At 68.6% G+C, this 18814-nt stretch carries 15 protein-coding genes and 1 other RNA gene; 13 read left to right on the top strand and 3 right to left on the bottom strand.

The annotated features are described in order from the left end of the window. The first annotated feature begins 120 nt into the window (after positions 1 to 120). The 3 genes from EJP69_RS04830 to EJP69_RS04820 are packed head-to-tail and all read left to right on the top strand — an operon-like array spanning position 121 to position 7222. Positions 121 to 2727, top strand: a complete 2607-nt coding sequence (locus EJP69_RS04830) for a PD-(D/E)XK nuclease family protein (RefSeq protein ID WP_126468873.1) — start codon at positions 121 to 123, stop codon at positions 2725 to 2727. Next, on the top strand, positions 2724 to 5987 hold the full coding sequence (locus EJP69_RS04825) for a UvrD-helicase domain-containing protein (protein WP_126468872.1): 3264 nt from the start codon (positions 2724 to 2726) through the stop codon (positions 5985 to 5987). The genes EJP69_RS04830 and EJP69_RS04825 overlap by 4 nt, the downstream gene beginning before the upstream one ends. Continuing rightward, positions 5984 to 7222, top strand: coding sequence for a TIGR03862 family flavoprotein (locus EJP69_RS04820; protein ID WP_126468871.1), 1239 nt, complete (start codon positions 5984 to 5986; stop codon positions 7220 to 7222). Before EJP69_RS04825 ends, EJP69_RS04820 begins: the two co-directional genes overlap by 4 nt. A 94-nt stretch (positions 7223 to 7316) precedes the next feature. Here the strand turns inward: EJP69_RS04820 and ffs are convergent. Next, an RNA gene (ffs, locus tag EJP69_RS04815) (signal recognition particle sRNA small type) lies at positions 7317 to 7413 on the bottom strand. An 87-nt stretch (positions 7414 to 7500) separates the two neighbouring features. Between ffs and dnaX the strand changes: the two genes are divergently transcribed. The 8 genes from dnaX to EJP69_RS04775 all read left to right on the top strand — a co-directional run bounded on the left by dnaX (position 7501) and on the right by EJP69_RS04775 (position 15003). Next, on the top strand, positions 7501 to 9375 hold the full coding sequence (dnaX, locus tag EJP69_RS04810; RefSeq protein WP_126468870.1) for a DNA polymerase III subunit gamma/tau: 1875 nt from the start codon (positions 7501 to 7503) through the stop codon (positions 9373 to 9375). Positions 9376 to 9432: 57 nt separating this feature from the next. Next, a complete protein-coding gene (locus EJP69_RS04805; protein WP_012747441.1) occupies positions 9433 to 9765 on the top strand; it encodes a YbaB/EbfC family nucleoid-associated protein in 333 nt (110 codons plus the stop codon). 115 nt (positions 9766 to 9880) lie between these two features. Next, positions 9881 to 10471 (top strand): recombination mediator RecR, encoded by a 591-nt coding sequence (recR, locus tag EJP69_RS04800; protein WP_093195540.1) that lies wholly within the window; start codon positions 9881 to 9883, stop codon positions 10469 to 10471. An 8-nt stretch (positions 10472 to 10479) separates the two neighbouring features. Further along, on the top strand, positions 10480 to 10872 hold the full coding sequence (locus tag EJP69_RS04795; RefSeq protein ID WP_093195539.1) for an MAPEG family protein: 393 nt from the start codon (positions 10480 to 10482) through the stop codon (positions 10870 to 10872). 138 nt (positions 10873 to 11010) lie between these two features. Continuing rightward, complete coding sequence (locus tag EJP69_RS04790) at positions 11011 to 12051, top strand: ABC transporter substrate-binding protein (protein ID WP_093195538.1); 1041 nt, start codon at positions 11011 to 11013, stop codon at positions 12049 to 12051. A gap of 44 nt (positions 12052 to 12095) precedes the next feature. Next, positions 12096 to 12911, top strand: coding sequence for an ABC transporter ATP-binding protein (locus EJP69_RS04785; protein WP_126468869.1), 816 nt, complete (start codon positions 12096 to 12098; stop codon positions 12909 to 12911). Next, positions 12911 to 13747 (top strand): ABC transporter permease, encoded by an 837-nt coding sequence (locus EJP69_RS04780; RefSeq protein ID WP_093195536.1) that lies wholly within the window; start codon positions 12911 to 12913, stop codon positions 13745 to 13747. Before EJP69_RS04785 ends, EJP69_RS04780 begins: the two co-directional genes overlap by 1 nt. Before the next feature lie 68 nt (positions 13748 to 13815). Further along, on the top strand, positions 13816 to 15003 hold the full coding sequence (locus EJP69_RS04775) for a low temperature requirement protein A (protein ID WP_093302543.1): 1188 nt from the start codon (positions 13816 to 13818) through the stop codon (positions 15001 to 15003). Positions 15004 to 15045: 42 nt separating this feature from the next. Here EJP69_RS04775 and EJP69_RS04770 read toward each other — a convergent pair whose 3' ends face one another. Beyond that, the gene (locus EJP69_RS04770; RefSeq protein WP_093195534.1) at positions 15046 to 16671 is read right to left on the bottom strand and encodes a transglycosylase SLT domain-containing protein; all 1626 of its coding nucleotides are present in this window, start codon (positions 16669 to 16671) and stop codon (positions 15046 to 15048) included. After that, complete coding sequence (gene gloB / locus EJP69_RS04765; protein ID WP_126468868.1) at positions 16668 to 17456, bottom strand: hydroxyacylglutathione hydrolase; 789 nt, start codon at positions 17454 to 17456, stop codon at positions 16668 to 16670. The genes EJP69_RS04770 and gloB overlap by 4 nt, the downstream gene beginning before the upstream one ends. Positions 17457 to 17475: 19 nt before the next feature. Here gloB and EJP69_RS04760 point away from each other — a divergent pair, with 19 nt between their 5' ends. Together EJP69_RS04760 and rnhA are read left to right on the top strand one after the other, a co-directional pair. Further along, on the top strand, positions 17476 to 18228 hold the full coding sequence (locus EJP69_RS04760; RefSeq protein WP_126469281.1) for a class I SAM-dependent methyltransferase: 753 nt from the start codon (positions 17476 to 17478) through the stop codon (positions 18226 to 18228). A 51-nt stretch (positions 18229 to 18279) separates the two neighbouring features. After that, the gene (gene rnhA / locus EJP69_RS04755; RefSeq protein ID WP_093195531.1) at positions 18280 to 18729 is read left to right on the top strand and encodes a ribonuclease HI; all 450 of its coding nucleotides are present in this window, start codon (positions 18280 to 18282) and stop codon (positions 18727 to 18729) included. Positions 18730 to 18814: the final 85 nt, after the last annotated feature.

Here is an 18814-nt window from a genome sequence, read left to right as displayed (position 1 = left end):
TAAAGTGCTGGTCATTGTGACAGAAACCAAGGGGCGGCGTGCCTTGCAGGGCGGCTATGGCGGCGATAGCCAAAGCCCTTGCGCCCCGCGTCCGCGCGTGCTCCGACCCCTCGATAGAACATGAACGAAGGCCATCCCGTCCAGGCCCTGTGGTGCGATCCCGCCGATGGCGTGGTCGCGCGGATCGTCCGTGCGCTCGCCGAGCGCCAGCTGCATGCCGCCCGCACCGTGGTGCTGGTGCCCTATGCGCAGCTGATGGGCGTCGCGCGCGCCATGTGGGCCCGATGCGGCAGTCCGGGCTTCGTGCCGCGCTTCGAGACCACACACAACTGGGCCCGCAGCGCGGGCGGCTTCGTGCCGACGGGCTACGACATCGCCCACGACATGGCGCGCGACCTGGTCACCGCGCAGGCGCTGCTTTCGCAGGCGGGCTTCCATGCCGAGCGCTTCGCCCTGGCCGGCCGCGTCGTCGAGCTCGCCTATCAACTGGCGCCCCTGGCCGCTGCCGTGACGCCCGAGGAGCGCGGCGGCGAATGGGCGCAACGTGCGGCGAGCGTGGCGGACGCGGGCAGCGAGTCCGAGTGGTTCCGCATCGAGAGCGCATTGATCCGCATCGCCGTCGCCTGGACTTCGACCTCGAGCTACGCCACCGACGTGCTGCAGCGCGAGTCCACGCGAGCCCAGGTCGACGCGCTGATCGTGCTCGAGGGCTTCCAGGCCGATCCGCTCACCCAATCGCTCTGCAGGCTGTGGGGCGACCGCGCGCTTCACCTCTCGCTCGTGCCTTCCGGCGCGCCCACGCAGGCCTGCGCCTCGCACGTCGCCCTCGACCCCGAGGACGAAGCCGGGCTCGCCGCGGCCTGCGTGCTGCGCCATCTCGCCGAAGACCGCGCGCCCGTCGCGCTGGTCGCGACCGATCGCGCGCTCACCCGTCGCATCAGCGCCCAGCTGAGTGCGCAAGGCGTCGTCACGCACGACGAAACGGGCTGGAAGCTCTCGACCACGCGCGCAGCCGCTTCGCTGATGAGCGCGCTGCGCGCATGCGCCCACGACGCCACCAGCGACCAAGTGCTCGAATGGCTCAAGAGCGGCGCCGACGGCGATTCGCCCATCGTCCAATCGGTCGAAGCGCGCCTGCGCCACGAAGGCATGCGCGACTGGTCGGCGTGGTGTGCCTTGATGACCCGTAGCGAGAAGTCGAAAGACACTGCGCTGCTGGTCTTCACCGAGGCCGTCGAGGCGCGCCGTGCGCCCATGGCTCGTTCGCGCCCGCTGGCCGAGTGGCTGCGCGCGCTGCGCGAACTGCTGGAGGCCAGCGACCAGTGGGCCTTGCTCGAGGAAGACCTGGCCGGCGGCAAGGTGATCGGTGCGCTGTGGCTCGACGCCGGCGCGCATGGCGACGACGAGGACGAATTCCCCGGCGGCCGCCACACCCTGACGGAATTCACCGCCTGGGTGCGCGACGTGCTGGAAGACGCCAGCTTCGTGCCCCCCGCCGGCGACCAGGCGCCCAGGGTCGTGGTGCTCCCGCTCTACCAGTTGCTGGGTCGGTCCTTCGGCGCGGTGGTCATCCCGGGTTGTGACGATCGACGCTTGCCCGCATCGCCTGAGCCCCCAGGCAACTGGAGCGCAGCCCAGCGCCTCGAACTGGGCCTGCCCTCGCGCGAGGCACTCGAGGCTGCGCAGCGCGCAGCCTGGGCCGCGGCCCTGCACAACCCGTCGTGCGAGCTGATCTGGCGCCACTCCGACGCCAGCGGCGAACCCGTGCGTCCGAGCCCGCTCGTGCAGGCCCTGGAGCTCGACCACGCCCTGCAGCCCTCGGCCGATCCGCGCCTGCCGCGCGACGTGCCCGTGCAGCCGACCGGCTACCCGACGCCTTCGGGCGCTCTCCTGCCGCTGGAGAACATCTCCACCAGCGTGTATGAAGACCTGCGCCGCTGCCCCTATCGCTTTTTCGCGCTACGGCAGCTGGGCCTGCGCAGCGCCGACGAGCTCGATGCCGAAGTCGACAAGCGCGACTTCGGCAACTGGCTGCATGCGGTGCTCGGCCATTTCCACGAAGCCTTGGCCGAAGCTCCGACGCAGGATGCGCAGCAGCGCATCGCCCTCATCGAAGAGGCCGCGCGGCGCGCGACGCAGGAACTCGGGCTGTCCGACGCCGAGTTCCTGCCGTTCGCCGCCGCATGGCCCGCGGTGCGCGACGGCTACCTGGGCTGGTTGACCGGGCACGAGGCGGCCGGCGCAGTCTTCACCGAGTCCGAGCCGTGGAAAGAGCAGTCGCTGGGCGAGCTGCGCCTGATAGGCCGGCTCGACCGCATCGACCGCATGCCCGACGGCCAGGCCTTCGTGATCGACTACAAGACCGAGTCCGCCACGGTCAGCAAGGAGCGCGTGAAGGACCCGACCGAAGATACGCAACTGGCCTTCTACGCCGCGCTCGTGGCCGACGACACCCTGCGTGCGGCCTACGTGAACGTGGGCGAGAAATCCGCCGGCACGCAGACCGTCGAGCAACCCGCCGTGGTCGAGGCGCGCGACGCTCTGGTGGCCGGCATCATCGACGACTTCAGGCGCATCGCTCAGGGCGCGGCACTGCCGCCGCTGGGGGAGGGCGCCGTGTGCGACTACTGCGCCGCACGCGGCCTCTGCCGAAAGGACTTCTGGGGCGATGAGTCCCCGCTGCCCGCCATCGTGGGCGGCCCGACGACCGGAGGCGACACGCAATGAACGGCGCAGCCTACGAACACAACGGCCGGCACGTCAAGCGCGAGGCCTTCTACACCGTCGCCTGCGATCCGCGGCGCTCGGTCGCCGTCGAGGCCTGCGCCGGCGCGGGCAAGACCTGGATGCTGGTCTCGCGCATCCTGCGCGCGCTGCTCGAGGAGGGCGAGTCCGCCTGCGAGCCGCATGAGATCCTGGCCATCACCTTCACGAAGAAGGCGGCCGGCGAAATGCGCGAGCGGCTCGACCAGTGGCTGGAGGATTTCGCGCAGCGCGCACCGGAAGAGTTGGTCGGCCAACTCGTGATGCGCGGCATGGAGCCTGCCGCGGCAGCCGCTGCCGTGCCCCGCCTGAAGGGCCTCTACCGGCGCCTGCTCGAAGGCGGCAGACCGGTGCAGTTCCGCACCTTCCACGCCTGGTTCGCCGGGCTGCTGCGCAACGCGCCGCTCGCGGTGCTGCGCGAGCTGGGCCTGCCTTCGAACTACGAGTTGCTCGAAGACGACGCGGAGGCGCGCGGCCATACATGGCGGCCCTTCTTCGAGGCGGTCACGGCCGACAAGGAGGCGCTGGCCGACTATTACGCCGTCGTTGCCACGCACGGTCGCTCGCAGACGGCCAAGGCCCTAGGCGAGGCGTTGTCGAAGCGCGTCGAGTTCTCGCTGGCCGATGCTGAGAATGCCGTGCAGCATTTCAGCGCGCTCTATCCCGCGCTCGAAGGCCTGGACGAACCGACCGATGCATTGCGCGGCGAACAGGTCCGCCGTCGCTGGCTCGACCGGGCCGCCGCGCTGGGCCGTGAGAGCAACAAGACGCCGCAGAAGGCCGCCGAAGCCGTCATCGACGTGTTCGGAACGGGCGAGCCTGCCGCCGGTTCGCTGTCCGCCGCGCTTGCCCTGCTGCGCAAGAGCTTCTTCGTGGCGACCGAGGACCGCCTCAACAAGAACCTGCAGAAGTTTCCCGCCGCGCAGGAGGCCGAGGCCGAGCTGCAGCTGCTCTGCGCGGCCCAGGCCCAGCACGCCGCATGGCTCTACCAGCAGCGCATGACGCGCCTCACGCGGCTGCTGATCGCGGCCTTCGCCGAGGTCAAGCGCACCCATGGCTGGGTCGACATGAACGACGTCGAGCAGGCCGCGCAGCTGCTGCTGGGCCAGTCGGCCCTGTCGGGCTGGGTGCAGGAGCGGCTCGACGCGCGTATCGCGCACCTGCTGATCGACGAGTTCCAGGACACCAATCCGCTGCAGTGGCAGGCGCTCTACGGCTGGCTCAGCGCCTACACCGGCGCACAGGGACGCGCGCCGCGCGTGTTCATCGTGGGCGACCCGAAGCAGAGCATCTATCGCTTCCGCCGCGCCGAGCCGCAGGTGTTCATCGCCGCGAAGAAGTTCGTGCGCGAAGGGCTCGACGGCGAGCTGCTGAACTGCGACCACACGCATCGCAACGCGCAGTCGGTGGTCGGGCTGGTCAACGCGGCGATGCTGGCCGCGCAGGAGGCCGGCGAATTCGACGGCTACCGCGCCCACACCACGGAGCGCGGCGACGACGGCGAGTTGCTCAGGCTGCCGGCCATCGACCGCGATGCGCTCGGCGATACGGCCGAGGCGGCACCGGCCGACGACGGCATGCTGCACTGGCGCGACAGCCTCGTCACGCCGCGCGTGCTGCCCGAGGAACAACTGCTGCAGAAGGAGTGCGAGCAAGCCGCGCGATGGGTCGCGCAGCGCATCGCCGACGGTACGCAGCCCAGCCGCATCATGGTGCTGGCGCGCAGGCGCAGCCGGCTCTCGGCCATGCAGGACGCGCTGCGCCTGCGCCACATTCCCGTGCAGCAGCCGGAAAAGAACGACCTGCACGACGCGCCCGAGGTTCAGGACGTGGTCGCGCTGATCGACGCGCTGGTGTCTCCGGCGCACGACCTGTCGCTGGCGCGGGCGCTGAAGTCGCCGGTGTTCGGTGTCGACGACGAGGCGCTGGTGCAGCTCGCACTGCGACAGCGCGAGCGCGGCCCGGTGAGCTGGTTCTCGCTGATCCAGAAGGACGAGAGCCTTCCGCAGGTGCTGGTCGAGGCCGGCCCGCGGCTCAAGAGATGGCAGCGCTGGCTCATGACGCTGCCGCCGCACGACGCGCTCGACGCGATCTTCCATGACGGCGACCTGCTTGCGAAGTTCGGCGCCGCCGTGCCGGCTGCGATGCGCCAGGGCGCGCTGGCCAATCTGCGCGGCGTGCTTTCCGCGTCGCTGGACATCGACGGCGCGCGTTTCGCCACGCCGTACGCGCTGGTGCGTGCCCTGCGCGCGGGTGGAGTGCGTGCCCCGACCGTGGTCGCTCCCGACGCGGTGCAGCTGCTGACCGTGCACGGCGCCAAGGGGCTCGAAGCCGACACCGTGCTCATGCTCGATTGCGACGCCGCGCCGCCGCGCGCCCAGACCATGGGCGTGCTCATCGAATGGAAGGGCAGCGACAGCGCGCCGACGCGCTTCATCTTTCTTGCGAGCGAGAAGACACCCCCGGCCTGCGCGGCGGGCCTTCTCGAGGAAGAGCAGCGCGCGCGCCATCGCGAGGAGCTCAACGGGCTTTACGTTGCCGTCACGCGGGCGCGCGAGCGGCTGGTGCTGTCCTCGGTGCGGCCCGCGCGTGCCAACGAGGGCAGTTGGTGGGCGCGTCTGGAAGCGCTGTGCGAGCCCACGGAGGCCGACGAGCCGCTGGTCGCGCTGTCGGCGCCGGGCAGCGCAGCAAGTTTCCCGATGCAGCGCATGCCGGAGGCCCCCGAGCCTGTCGAGCAGCCGGCCGTGGCAAAGAAAGCCGCCAGCACCACGCTCGATGCCCGCGCCGCCGCCTTCGGCCAGGCGATGCACCGGCTGCTTGAATGGGCGGTGCCGGGCGAACCGCTGGCGGCTGCCCATGTGCGCGCCGCGGCCCGCGAATTCCTGCTCGACGCGCAACAGGCGCGCGGCGCCGCCGCGCTGGCCCAGCGCATCCGTTCGGGCGAGGGTGCCTGGGTGTGGGACGATCGCAGGGTCGACTGGCACGGCAACGAAGTCACGCTGGTGCACGAAGGCGAAACCCTGCGGATCGACCGGCTGGTGCGCGAGCGCGACAGCGGTGCCTGGTGGATCCTCGACTACAAATCCGCGGCGCGCCCCGAGCGGGACGCCGCGCTGATCGCACAGATGCAGCGCTATCGCGCCGCGGTGCAACATGCCTATCCCGGTGCCACGGTGCGCGTCGCGTTCCTCACCGGGCAGGGCGAACTGGTAAATCTCGAATGAATGTTTCTCCCACCGTCGCCGTCATCGGCGGCGGCCCCGCCGGCCTGATGGCGGCTGAAGTACTGAGCGCATCCGGCGCCCAGGTGCATGTCTACGACGCGATGCCCTCGGTGGGCCGCAAGTTCCTGCTGGCCGGACGCGGCGGGCTGAACCTCACGCACTCCGAGCCTTTCGACGCGTTCATGAGCCGCTTCGGCGAGCGCCGGGCGCAGCTGGAGCCGATGCTCGCGCAGTTCGGTCCGCAGCAGGTGCGCGAGTGGGCCAGCGGGCTGGGCATCGAAACCTTCGTCGGCACCTCCGGGCGCGTGTTTCCCACCGACATGAAGGCAGCGCCGCTGCTGCGTGCCTGGCTGCATCGGCTGCGCGCGGCGGGCGTGCAGTTCCACATGCGGCATCGCTGGATGGGCGAGGGGCCGTTCGACATGGCGTCGCTGCGCTTCTCGACGCCCGCAGGCGAAGTCACGGCGAAGGCCGATGCCGTCGTGCTGGCGCTGGGCGGTGCAAGCTGGGCACGCCTCGGCTCCGACGGCGCATGGGCGCCGTGGCTGCAGGCGCAGGGCATGGAAGTGGCACCGCTGCTGCCGGCCAACTGCGGTTTCGACGGGACGGGCTGGAGCGAGCATTTCTCCAGTCGATTTGCAGGACAGCCCTTCAAGTCGGTGGCGATTTCCTTCACGGACAGCCATGGGCGGCATTTCGCGCGCAAGGGTGAATTCGTCGCGACAGCCGGTGGCATCGAGGGCAGCCTGATCTACGCGGTATCGGCCTTGTTGCGCGACGAGATCGCCGAAAAAGGAAGCGCGACGCTGCTGCTCGACCTGCTGCCCGATCGAAGTGCCGAGCAGGTGCTGGCCGCAGTGAAGCATCCGCGCGGCGCGCGTTCGCTCAGCAGCCATCTGAAGAGCCGACTGGGTCTCGAAGGCATCAAGGCCGGCGTGCTGCACGAGGCCTTGAGCCGCGAGGCGATGCACGACGCGGAGCAGCTCGCGGCGACGATCAAGGCAGTGCCACTGAAGCTCGTCGCGGCCCGGCCTATCGACGAAGCCATCAGCACTGCTGGCGGCGTGCGCTTCGACACGCTGGACGCGCAGCTCATGTCAACGGCACTGCCGGGCGTGTTCGCGGCTGGGGAGATGCTGGACTGGGAGGCGCCGACCGGCGGCTACCTGCTCACGGCTTCGATGGCGAGTGGCGCCGCGGCGGCGCGCGGCGTGATCCAACGGCTGGGCCTTTGAAAGAAAGGCCTCGCGCCGTAGATTTTTTCGCTGGAGATCTGTTTTTGCGGGCCCCGTTTCATTTCGCGTGGAATGAAACGAAACCGCTGAAGAAGTTGACGAGCCTTACCCCTGGCACTGACTACGCAGTTAGGGCTGCTTGGTTCCCCACCTGACCCGGTTGGCCGCTTCACCATGCAGGGAGGCCCGTCAGGTTGGATTGTAACCCCTCGGGAAGTCCGCACTCCGGGGCGTGGGGTTCGGGGGACGGGGCCACGCCTCCTTTTAGAATGCCCGCAATGTCTTATCTCGTGCTCGCTCGCAAGTTCCGCCCGAAAACCTTCGGTGAGATGGTCGGCCAGGGGCATGTGGTGCAGGCGCTCGAGAACGCGCTGACCACGCAGCGCCTGCATCACGCCTATCTCTTCACCGGCACCCGGGGTGTCGGCAAGACCACGGTCTCGCGCATTCTTGCGAAATCGCTCAACTGCCAGGGGCCGGACGGGCAGGGCGGCATCACCGCCACCCCCTGCGGCGTGTGCCAGGCCTGCCGCGACATCGATGCCGGCCGCTTCGTCGACTACACCGAGCTCGACGCGGCCTCCAACCGTGGCGTGGACGAGGTCCAGTCGCTGCTCGAGCAGGCGGTCTACAAGCCGGTGCAGGGGCGCTTCAAGGTCTTCATGATCGACGAAGTGCACATGCTCACCAACACCGCGTTCAACGCGATGCTGAAGACGCTCGAGGAGCCGCCCGAATACCTCAAGTTCGTGCTGGCCACGACCGACCCGCAGAAGGTGCCGGTCACGGTGCTGTCGCGCTGCCTGCAGTTCAACCTGCGGCCGATGGCGCCCGAGACGGTGCTGGAGCACCTCACCGCCGTGCTGCAGACCGAGAACGTGCCGGCCGATCCGCAGGCGCTGCGCCTGCTGGCGCGCGCGGCGCGCGGCTCGATGCGCGATGCGCTCTCGCTCACCGACCAGGCCATCGCATTCGGCAACGGCGAGCTGGTCGAGTCCGGCGTGCGGCAGATGCTCGGCAGCGTCGACCGCGGCCATGTGTTCCGCCTGATCGAGGCGCTGGCCCAGGGCGACGGCAAGACGGTGGTCGAGACTTCCGAGGCGCTGCGCGTCGACGGCATGTCCGCCGCCTCCACGCTCGAGGAAATGACGGCCGTGCTGCAGGCCATGGCGGTGCTGCAGGCGGTGCCCTCGCGGGCGGAAGCGGCAGATGCGGCCACCGACCCCGATGCGGCCGACACCGCGCGCCTTGCTGCGCTGATGCCGGCCGACGAAACGCAGCTGCTGTACAGCCTGTGCCTGCATGGGCGCGGCGAACTGGGCCTGGCTCCCGACGAATACGCCGCGCTGACCATGGTGCTGCTGCGGCTTCTGGCCTTCAAGCCTTCCAGCGCGACCGCTTCGACGGCATCCCCGGAAAAAAAAACTCTGAATGAAGCCGCGGCCGCCGCGCCGCAGGCTCCGGCGCGTGTCGTGTCGCCCGCTCCGGCTCCCGTGTCGGTGGCCCGCCCGCCGGTCGAAGCGCCTGCAGCGGTTGCACAGGCTCCCGCTCCGGCCCCCGCGCCTGCTGTCGTCCAGGCCGCTGCACCGGTTCCGGCCGGCCATCGCCTCGCCGTGGTCGACGAACCCCGGCAGGCCGAGCCCCGCCCCGACGCCGCCGAGGCGCCCGCCAAGGTCGTCGGCGTGCCCATCCGGGTCCAGCCCCCGCCGAGTGCCCGCGACATCCCGCGCCCCGACGAGCCGCGAAGCACCTTCACGCCCATCCCGACCAGCGAGGACGGCGATTTCTGGTACGCCACGGTCACGCAGCTGATCGCGGCCGAGGCCATCAGCGCCCTGACGCGCGAACTCGCACTGCAGTCGCAGCTGGTGGGCCGCGACACCGACCAGTGGCTGCTGCGCATCGAGCGCGAGACGCTGAGCCAGCCGTCCAGCCGCGAAAAGCTCACTGCCGCGCTGAACGGCCTGGGTCACGCGATCAAGCTCGCCATCGAAGTCGGCGCCGTGGTCGACAGCCCCGCGCGCCGCAACAAGCAGGCGGCCGACGAACGCCAGCGCGTGGCCGAGGAGGCCATCATGAGCGACCCCGAAGTGCAGGCGCTGATGCGCGACTTCGACGCGAAGATCGTCCCCGGCACGCTGAAGCCGGCCTGAGTCCGCGTCTCCCGTATCCTTCACCCACTTTTCCAACCCGACAGATCAGGATCAAAGATGTTCAACAAAGGACAACTGGCCGGCCTCATGAAGCAGGCGCAGGCAATGCAGGACAACCTCAAGAAGGCCCAGGAAGAACTGGCCACCATCGAGGTCGAAGGCGAATCCGGCGCCGGCCTCGTCAAGGTCGTCATGACCTGCAAGCACGACGTCAAGCGCATCACCATCGACCCCAGCCTGCTGGCGGACGACAAGGACATGCTCGAAGACCTGGTGGCCGCCGCCTTCAACGCCGCCGTGCGCAAGGCCGAGGAAACCAGCGAGCAGAAGATGGGCAAGCTCACTGCCGGCATGCCCGGCCTGCCTCCCGGCATGAAGCTGCCGTTTTAAATGACTCTCCCCCAGGCTTGCCCACTTCGTGTGGCCGCCACCCCCCTCGCCGGGGGCAACACCAGCGGCCCGGCAAAGCCGGTTCCGCGGTGTTCCCGCGAAGGGGCAGCTTGACATGGCAGACGCCAGTTCGCTGGATGCATTGGTCGATGCGCTGCGCCGCCTGCCCGGGGTTGGCGTCAAGTCGGCTTCGCGCATGGCGTTCCACCTGCTTCAGCACGACCGTGAGGGCGCGCAGCTGCTTGCGCGCGCATTGCAGCAGGCGGCCGGCCAGGTGCGGCATTGCGAGCGCTGCAACACCTTCACCGAAGCGCCGATCTGCCACGTCTGCCTCGACACGCGGCGCGACGCCAGCAAGCTCTGCGTGGTCGAGACGCCGGCCGACCAGGCCGCGCTCGAGCGCACAGGCGCATTCCGCGGCTACTACTTCGTGCTGATGGGCAAGCTCAGTCCGCTCGACGGCATCGGCCCGAAGGACATCGGCCTGCAGAAGCTCTTCGATCGCGCGCGCGACGGCACGGTGAGCGAAGTGATCCTCGCCACCAACTTCACGGCCGAGGGCGAGGCCACGGCGCACGTGATCGGCGAAGCGCTGAAGCAGCACGGCCTCACCGTGACGCGACTCGCGCGCGGCGTGCCGGCGGGCAGCGAGCTCGAATACGTCGATCTCGGCACCATCGCGCACGCCCTCGTGGACCGCAGATAGATAGAACCATGACTCTCTCGCTGCTCACGATCGCCTACTGGTGCGTGCTCGTCGCCTGCGTACTGCCGTATCTGGCGGCATGGATCGCCAAGGCGGGCAGCTTCGGTCCGCGCGACAACCTGCATCCGCGCGAATGGGCCTCCAAGCAGAGCGGCTGGCGTGCACGCGCCAACAGCGCACAGGCCAACAGCTTCGAGGGGCTGCCGTTCTTCATCGGCGCGGTGATCATCGCGCACCAGCTCGGCGCGGCGCAGGCGCGCCTCGACATGCTCGCGGTGGCCTACGTGGTGCTGCGCACGATCTATCTCGCGCTCTACATCAGGGGCATCGGCAGTGCTCGCAGCGCTGTCTGGGCACTCGCGTTCCTGGTCAATATCGCGATACTTTTTCTGGCTCGATGAAGCCTTGGCGAAGGCTTCTCGGCGAGGCCTTCATGCTTACGTGAAAACCCGCACGGGAACACCCCGATGCAGTCGCGTGTTGCGGCCCCTAAGCTCGATTCAGTCCTTACGAATCACAGAGCCAACGGGCAAGGTTTCATGCTTCATCGCCGCACATTCGTTTCAGCTTCAGCCGCCATTGCCGCAGCAACCATTGCGTTGCCGCGTGTCTTTGCGCAGCAGGCGAAGCTGGAGAAGACCAAGGTCTCCATCGCGGTCGGCGGCAAGGCGGCGTTCTACTACCTGCCGCTCACCATCTCGGAGCAGCTCGGCTACTTCAAGGCCGAAGGGCTCGATGTGGAGATTTCCGATTTCGCCGGCGGCGCGCGCGCCCTGCAGGCGGTGGTGGGCGGGTCGGCCGACGTTTGCTCTGGCGCCTACGAGCACACCATCAACCTGCAGGCCAAGAACCAGTTCTTCCAGGCCTTCGTCTTGCAGGGCAGGGCGCCGCAGATCGCGGTGGGCGTGTCGACCAAGAACATGGCCGGCTACACCGGCATTCAGGATCTCAAGGGGAAGAAGATCGGCGTCTCCGCGCCGGGCTCGTCGACCAACATGGTGGCCAACCTCGTGCTGTCGCGCGGCGGGCTCAAGGCCAGCGACGTGAGCTTCATCGGCGTAGGCGTGGCCGCGGGCGCGCTCACCGCGCTGCGCTCGGGCCAGATCGATGCCATCAGCAACACCGACCCGGTGATGACGATGCTGGAGCAGAAGGGCGACGTGAAGATCATCAGCGACACGCGCACGCTCAAGGGCACGCAGCAGGTGTTCGGCGGCACGATGCCGGCGGCGTGCCTCTATGCGTCGAGCGAGTTCATCCAGAAGAATCCCAACACCTGCCAGGCGCTGGCGAACGCCATCGTGCACGGCCTGAAGTGGCTGCAGACGGCGGGGCCGGGCGACATCATCAAGACGGTGCCCGAGACCTACCTGCTCGGCGACCGCGCGCTGTATCTCGCGTCGTTCGACAAGGTGCGCGAATCGATCGCCACCGACGGCCTGATACCCGCCGACGGCCCGAAGACGGCGCTCAACGCCATCTCGAGCTTCGACACCTCCGTGAAGGCCGAGAAGATCGACCTCGCGAAGACCTACACCAACGATTTTGCAAGGCGCGCGAAAGACAGGTTCAAAGCCTGATTCCGAACGTCCCGCGACCCGGCTCAGGCCGGGTTTTTTATGCCATGTCCGACCACGCACTCGAACTCCTCTCCATCAGCTGCACCTTTCTCTCGAAGGACGATCCGGGCCAGCGCTACACGGCGGTGGCCGACACCACGCTGCGGGTGAAGGCGGGTGAATTCGTCTCGGTGGTCGGGCCCACGGGCTGCGGCAAGTCGACGCTGCTGAACGTGGGCGCGGGCCTGCTGGAGCCTTCGTCGGGCACGGTGAGGGTCTTCGGGCAGACGCTCTCGGGCATCAATGCGCGCGCCGGCTACATGTTCCAGACCGAGGCGCTGATGCCATGGCGCAGCGCCATCGACAACGTGATGGTGGGCCTGCAGTACCGGGGCGTGCCCGAGGCGCAGGCCCGCGAGCAGGCCGAGGCGTGGCTCTCGCGCGTGGGCCTCTCGGGCTTCGGCGACCGCTATCCGCACCAGCTCTCCGGCGGCATGCGCAAGCGCGTGGCGCTGGCGCAGACGCTGGTGCTCGACCCCGACATCATCCTCATGGACGAGCCCTTCAGCGCCCTCGACATCCAGACGCGCCAGCTGATGGAGAACGAGGTGCTCGAGCTCTGGAGCGCGAAGAAGAAGGCGGTGCTCTTCATCACGCACGACCTCGACGAAGCCATTGCGATGAGCGACCGCGTGGTGGTGCTGTCGGCCGGGCCGGCCACACACCCTATCGGCGAATTCGCCATCGACCTGCCGCGCCCGCGCGACGTGGCCGAGGTGCGCACGCAGCCGCGCTTCGTCGAGCTGCACACCCAGATCTGGGAAGTGCTGCGCGACGAGGTGCTCAAGGGCTACGCGCAACAACTCAGGAAGGCCGCGTGATGGCACGGCTCGGCCTGAACGAACGCAACGCGCGCTTCTGGCAGCTCGCGCTGCTGGTGGTGATCCTCGTGGCGTGGCACATCGCCTCGCGCAACCAGCAGATCGCCTTCTTCCTCGGCGAGCCGATCCAGGTGGCGGGCCGCATCTGGAGCTGGTTCCTGCCGTTCGAGATCCCGGCCAACGCGCTCTTCCCAGAAGGGCTGAAGGGCAACGCCGACATCTACCAGCACCTGGGCACCACGCTGCTCGAGACGGTGCTGGCCTTCGGCATCGGCACCGTGCTCGGGCTGGCCTGCGGGCTGTGGCTGGCGCTCGCGCCCACGGCGAGCCTGATCCTCGACCCGTATATCAAGGCGGCCAACTCGATGCCGCGCGTGATTCTTGCGCCCATCTTCGCGCTGTGGTTCGGCCTGGGCATCTGGAGCAAGGTGGCGCTGGCCGTGACGCTGGTGTTCTTCATCGTGTTCTTCAACGTCTACCAGGGCGTGCGCGAGGTGAGCCCGGTGGTGCTGGCCAACGCGAAGATGCTGGGCGCCAACCAGCGGCAGCTGCTACGCACGGTGTACCTGCCGAGCGCGACGAGCTGGGTGTTCTCCAGCCTGCACACGTCGGTGGGGCTGGCCTTCGTGGGCGCGGTGGTGGGCGAGTACCTGGGCTCGGCGCGCGGCGTGGGCTACCTGATCCTGCAGGCCGAAGGCACCTTCGACGTCAACACGGTGTTCGCGGGTATCGTGGTGCTCACGGCCTTCGCACTGGCGCTGGACGGGATCGTCGGGGTCATCGAGCGGCGCCTCATGAAGTGGCAACCCAAGACCGGCGAGACCGAAAAGCTCTAGCGTTGCCCGTGCGATGATCGCGCGCGGCTCCGCAGAGCGCCGCAACGATTCATGGGGGTAAACGAACAATGAGCCACGACAACAACAGGCGGGCCACGACTCTGCGCTCGCGCAGCGAGGCGGCACGGGTCTCGAACGAAGAGCTTTTCTTCGACCTGGTCTACGCGTTCTCCGTCACGCAGCTTTCCCACTACCTGCTCGACCACCTCACGCTCCTCGGGGCACTGCAGACGCTGGTCATGTGGTTCGCCGTCTGGCTGGGCTGGCAGTACACGGCCTGGACCACCAACTGGTTCAACCCCGGCACGCTGCGCATACGCGGCGTGCTGTTCGCGATCATGCTGCTGGCGATGGTGATGGCCTCGGCGCTGCCCGGCGCCTTCGCCGAGCGAGGGCTGGTGTTCGCGCTCTGCTTCGTGGGCATCCAGGCGGGGCGCACGCTGTGCATGCTGATCGCCATCGGGCCGAACGATCCGCTCACGCCCAACTTCCGCCGCCTGCTGGCGTGGAACTGCGTGGCCGGGGTGTTCTGGATCGCCGGCGGCCTGGCCGAGGGGCAGACGCGCCTCGTGCTGTGGCTCGGCGGCGTGCTGTGCGAATACATCGCGCCGATGATCGGCTTGCGCTTTCCGGGCCTGGGCCGCTCGCTGACCAGCGACTGGACCATCGACGGCGGCCACCTCGCCGAGCGCTGCCAGCTCTTCGTGATCGTCGCGCTGGGCGAGTCGGTGCTGGCCACCGGCATCGCCTTCGGCCACCACCCCGAGTGGCACGGCATCGACCTGTTCGCACTGATGGTGGGCTTCGCGGGCAGCCTGGCGATGTGGTGGATGTACTTCGACACCAGCGCCAAGGAGGCGACGCACGTCATCGAGCATGCGAAGGACCCGGGCGGCATCGGTGCCAAGTTCCACTACACGCACGTGATCCTGGTGGCGGGCATCATCGTCTGCGCCGTGGCGGACGAGCTGACGATCGGCGAGGGCTCGCACCACGCCGAGCTCAAGTACCTGGGGGCGCTGATTGGCGGACCAGCGATCTACCTGTTCGGCAATGCGCTATTCAAGCGCGTGGTGCGCGGCTTCCTGCCGCAGTCGCATCTCTTCGGGCTTGGCTTTCTGGCCGTGCTCGCGGTCTTCGCGTCGCACATGACGGTGCTGGTGGTGGGAACGCTCACCACCGTCATCATGATCGGCGTCGCCGCGATGGAGGCCGTGGTGCGCAGAAGGGCACAGCAGGCGGCGAAGGCTCACTGAGCCTTCGTTCGCGCGCTCGTTCGTTCGCGGTTTTTCAGCGCTTCAGCGCTTCTTCTTGGAGGGCGTGCCGCCGCGCTTCTCGCGCACGACCTGCTGCTTGCTGCTGGCAGGCACCTTGACGACGCTGCCGGCGCCGCGCGGAGCGGCTGCCTTCGAAGGCGTGCCGCCACGGCGGGCGGGAGTTGGCGCCGCGGCATGCGAAGTGGCGCGGATGCCGGTGCCAGCGCGGGCAGCGACCGTCGCGCGCACGGGCAGGTACACCACCACGCTGTAGCCGCGCTTGAACGCGTGGTTCGGCTTCACGTCGTTCCACTCGGCCACGCTGGCGGGCTTGAGGTTGTAGCGGCGCGCGATGCTCGCGACGCTGTCGGCGCGGCCGGCCTTCACGGTCGTGCGGCGCGTGACGATCTCGGGCTGGAAGCTCAGGTGGCCGCCGTCGGCCACCACGGCAGCCACGTCTTCCTTCACGCGGGCGCCGCGCGGCACGATCAGCGTCGAGCCGGTCTTGATGAGCATCCGCGGCGGGATGTTGTTGATGGAGCGCAGGTCGTTCTCGCTCATGCCCGAGCGCTGGGCGGCGTCGGCCACCGTCATGGTGTTGGGCACGACCCAGGCGGTCCAGCTGGCGTACTGGCCCTGCGAGTAGGCGTCGAAGTTGCGCTGGAAGACGGCTGCGTTGTCCCAGGGCAGCAGGATCTGCGGCGTGCCGGCGGCGATCAGCACCGGCTTGTGGGCGGCCGGGTTCAGCGCGCGGAAGTCCTCGAGGCGCACGTCGGCCAGCTTGGCTGCGAGCTCCACGTCGAGGTCGCGCGTGAGCGTGACGGTCTGGAAGTACGGGTGGTTGGCGATCAGCGGCAGCTCAGTGTTGAAGGCCTGCGGATTCGCCACGATGTTCTTCACCGCCTGCAGCTTGGGCACGTACATGCGCGTCTCGGCGGGCATGGTGAGGTCGCTGTAGGTGGTGGGCAGGCCCAGTCGCTGGTTCTTGGCGATGGCGCGGCTCACGCTGCCTTCACCCCAGTTGTAGGCGGCCAGGGCGAGCTGCCAGTCGCCGAACATGCCGTAGAGCTTCTGCAGGTAGTCGAGCGCTGCGCGGGTGGAGGCCACCACGTCGCGGCGGTCGTCGCGGAAGATGTTCTGCTTCAGGTCGAAGTCGTTGCCGGTGGCCGGCATGAACTGCCACATGCCCGCTGCGCGCGCGCTGGAGATGGCCTGTGGGTTGAACGCGCTCTCGATGTAGGGAAGCAGTGCGAGCTCGGTCGGCATGTTGCGACGCTCGAGTTCCTCGACGATGTGGAAGATGTACTTGTTCGAGCGCTCAGTCATGCGCTGGATGTAGTCGGGCCTGCTGGCGTACCACTGCTCGCGGTCGCGCACCAGGTCGTTGTCGAGGTCCGGCATCTTGAAGCCGCGGCGGATGCGGTCCCACATGTCGACCGGCGGCGCGAGCGTGACGACGCTCTGCGAACGGGCCTGGCCGCTGGCAAGTGGGGAGAGTGCGTCGCGGGGATAGACGGGGGCCGCGCTGCCGGCGACCTTGGAGCCGGTGCCGCCGGCCTGCGACGACGAGGAGGGGGAAGAAGAGGAGGGAGAGGAGCTGTTGTTCGTGCCCGCGCAGCCCGCGAGCACCAGTGAACCTGCAATGCAGGTGGCAGCGATCAGTTTCATCGGAAGTCGTTTTTCCATTGGCGCAGTGCGGCGAACACGTCGGCCTCTGCCGCATCGGCAGCAAGCTCGGCGTGGGCACGCACCGCTCGAAGGACAGTGGCTTCGCGGCTGCGAAGAAAGGGGTTGACCTGGCGTTCGATCGCCAGTTGGGACGGCAGCGTGGGCTGCCCCTGCGCGCGCAGGCTTTCGCAGCGCGCGTTGTAGTGAGTCAGCTCGGCGTTGGCCGGTTCCACCGCCTGCGCGAAACGCAGGTTAGAAAGTGTGTATTCATGCGCGCAGCAGATGCGCGTGTCGCCGGGCAATGCGGCCAGCGCGTCGAGCGAGGCCAGCATCTGTGCGGGCGTGCCTTCGAAGAGGCGCCCGCAGCCACCGGAGAAGAGCGTGTCGCCGCAGAAGAGCAGCGGTGCGTCCGTGGGTGCGGTTTGCGCGGCGGGAAGGAAGTACGCGATGTGCCCCGCCGTATGGCCCGGCACGTCGATGGCCTCGAAGCGCAGGCCCAGCACCTCGGCGATGTCGCCCTGCACCATCGGCGTGAAGGGCTCGGGGATGCGCTCGCGGGCGGGGCCCCACACCTGCGCGCCGGTGGCTGCATGCAGCGCGGCCACGCCGCCCGTGTGATCGGGGTGATGGTGCGTGACTAGAATCGCGGCCAGTTGCAGCTTGTGGCGCGCCAGCGCGTCGAACACCGGTTGGGCATCGCCCGGATCCACCACGATGGCGTGGGACCCGTCGTGCAGCATCCAGATGTAGTTGTCAGCGAAGGCGGGCAGCGGAACAAGGGTCATGAGCGGTCAAATTATAGGTTTGCAGGATTGGTTCGCGACCCCCCCGGGGCGGTACCTGCTGGCTTGGGAGCAGGCCCAGTTCGATCAGGCGGTGGCCGACGTGTTCGGCTATCACGCGCTGCAGCTGGGCGCCGCGGAGGTCGACGGCCTGCGCGCCAACCGCATGCCGCACCGCTGGCTGGCGCTGGACGATCCCGCCCGCGCCGGCAAGGCGACGCTGCTGGCCGACTTCGCGGCACTGCCGTTCGCGGCCAACAGCCTCGACCTGGTGGTGTTGCCGCATGCGCTCGAGCTGAGTCCCGATCCGCACGCCACCCTGCGCGAAGTCGAGCGGGTGCTGGTGCCCGAGGGCCGCGTGGTGATCTGCGGGCTCAACCCGACCAGCCTCTGGGGCATGCGGCAGCGCCGCGCGCACATCTATCGCCGGCTCGGCATCGGCGACCTCTACCTGCCCGAAGGCGGGGAGTTCATCGGCTACTGGCGCATGTGCGACTGGCTGCGCCTGCTGAGCTTCGAGGTGGAGTCGGGCCGCTTCGGCATCTACCGGCCGGCGGTGCGCAGCGAGGCCTGGCTGGAGCGCTCGCGCTGGATGGACGCCGCCGGCGAGCGCTGGTGGCCCATCTTCGGTGCGGCCTACTTCCTGGTCGCGGTGAAGCGGGTGCGCGGCATGCGCATGCTGAGCGCCGACTGGCGCCGTGCCGGAGCCCGTGCCACGGCGCCCGTGCCCATTGCGGGCAAGGTGCACCGCAGCGGCGAGCCCAACAAGAACTGAAATTGAAATTGAAATTGAATCGATAGAGATGAAGAAAAAGGAAAAGCTGGTTTGAACGAAGTCGTGATCTACACCGATGGCGCCTGCAAGGGCAATCCCGGCCCCGGCGGCTGGGGCGCGTGGCTCAAGTCGGGCGCCACCGAGAAGGACCTGTTCGGCGGTGAACTCAACACCACCAACAACCGCATGGAGCTGACCGCGGTCATCGAGGGCCTTGCCGCCCTCAAGCGGCCCTGCAAGGTGCTGCTCTACCTCGACAGCCAGTACGTGCGCAAGGGCATCACCGAATGGATCCGCGGCTGGAAGGCCAAGGGCTGGGTCACCGCCAGCAAGGAGCCGGTGAAGAACGTCGAGCTCTGGAAGCGGCTCGACAAGCTGGTGAACGAAGGCGGCCACCAGATCGAATGGCGCTGGGTCAAGGGCCACTCGGGCGACCCGGGCAACGAGCGCGCCGACATGCTGGCCAACAAGGGCGTGGACAAGGCCCTGGGCCGAATCTAGGTAGTCCCGGGGGGCCGTTGATACGAGGCCCCCGCTCGAGGACACCGAGGAACCGGCTCCGCCGGGCCTCAGGTGTCGCCCCCGG

The sequence above is a fragment of the Variovorax gossypii genome (genome assembly GCF_003965815.1).
In the GTDB taxonomy this organism is placed as follows: Bacteria; Pseudomonadota; Gammaproteobacteria; order Burkholderiales; family Burkholderiaceae_C; genus Variovorax; species Variovorax gossypii.
The sequence above is the reverse complement of the archived record's forward strand: the minus strand, read 5'-3'. Positions and strand labels throughout refer to the sequence as shown.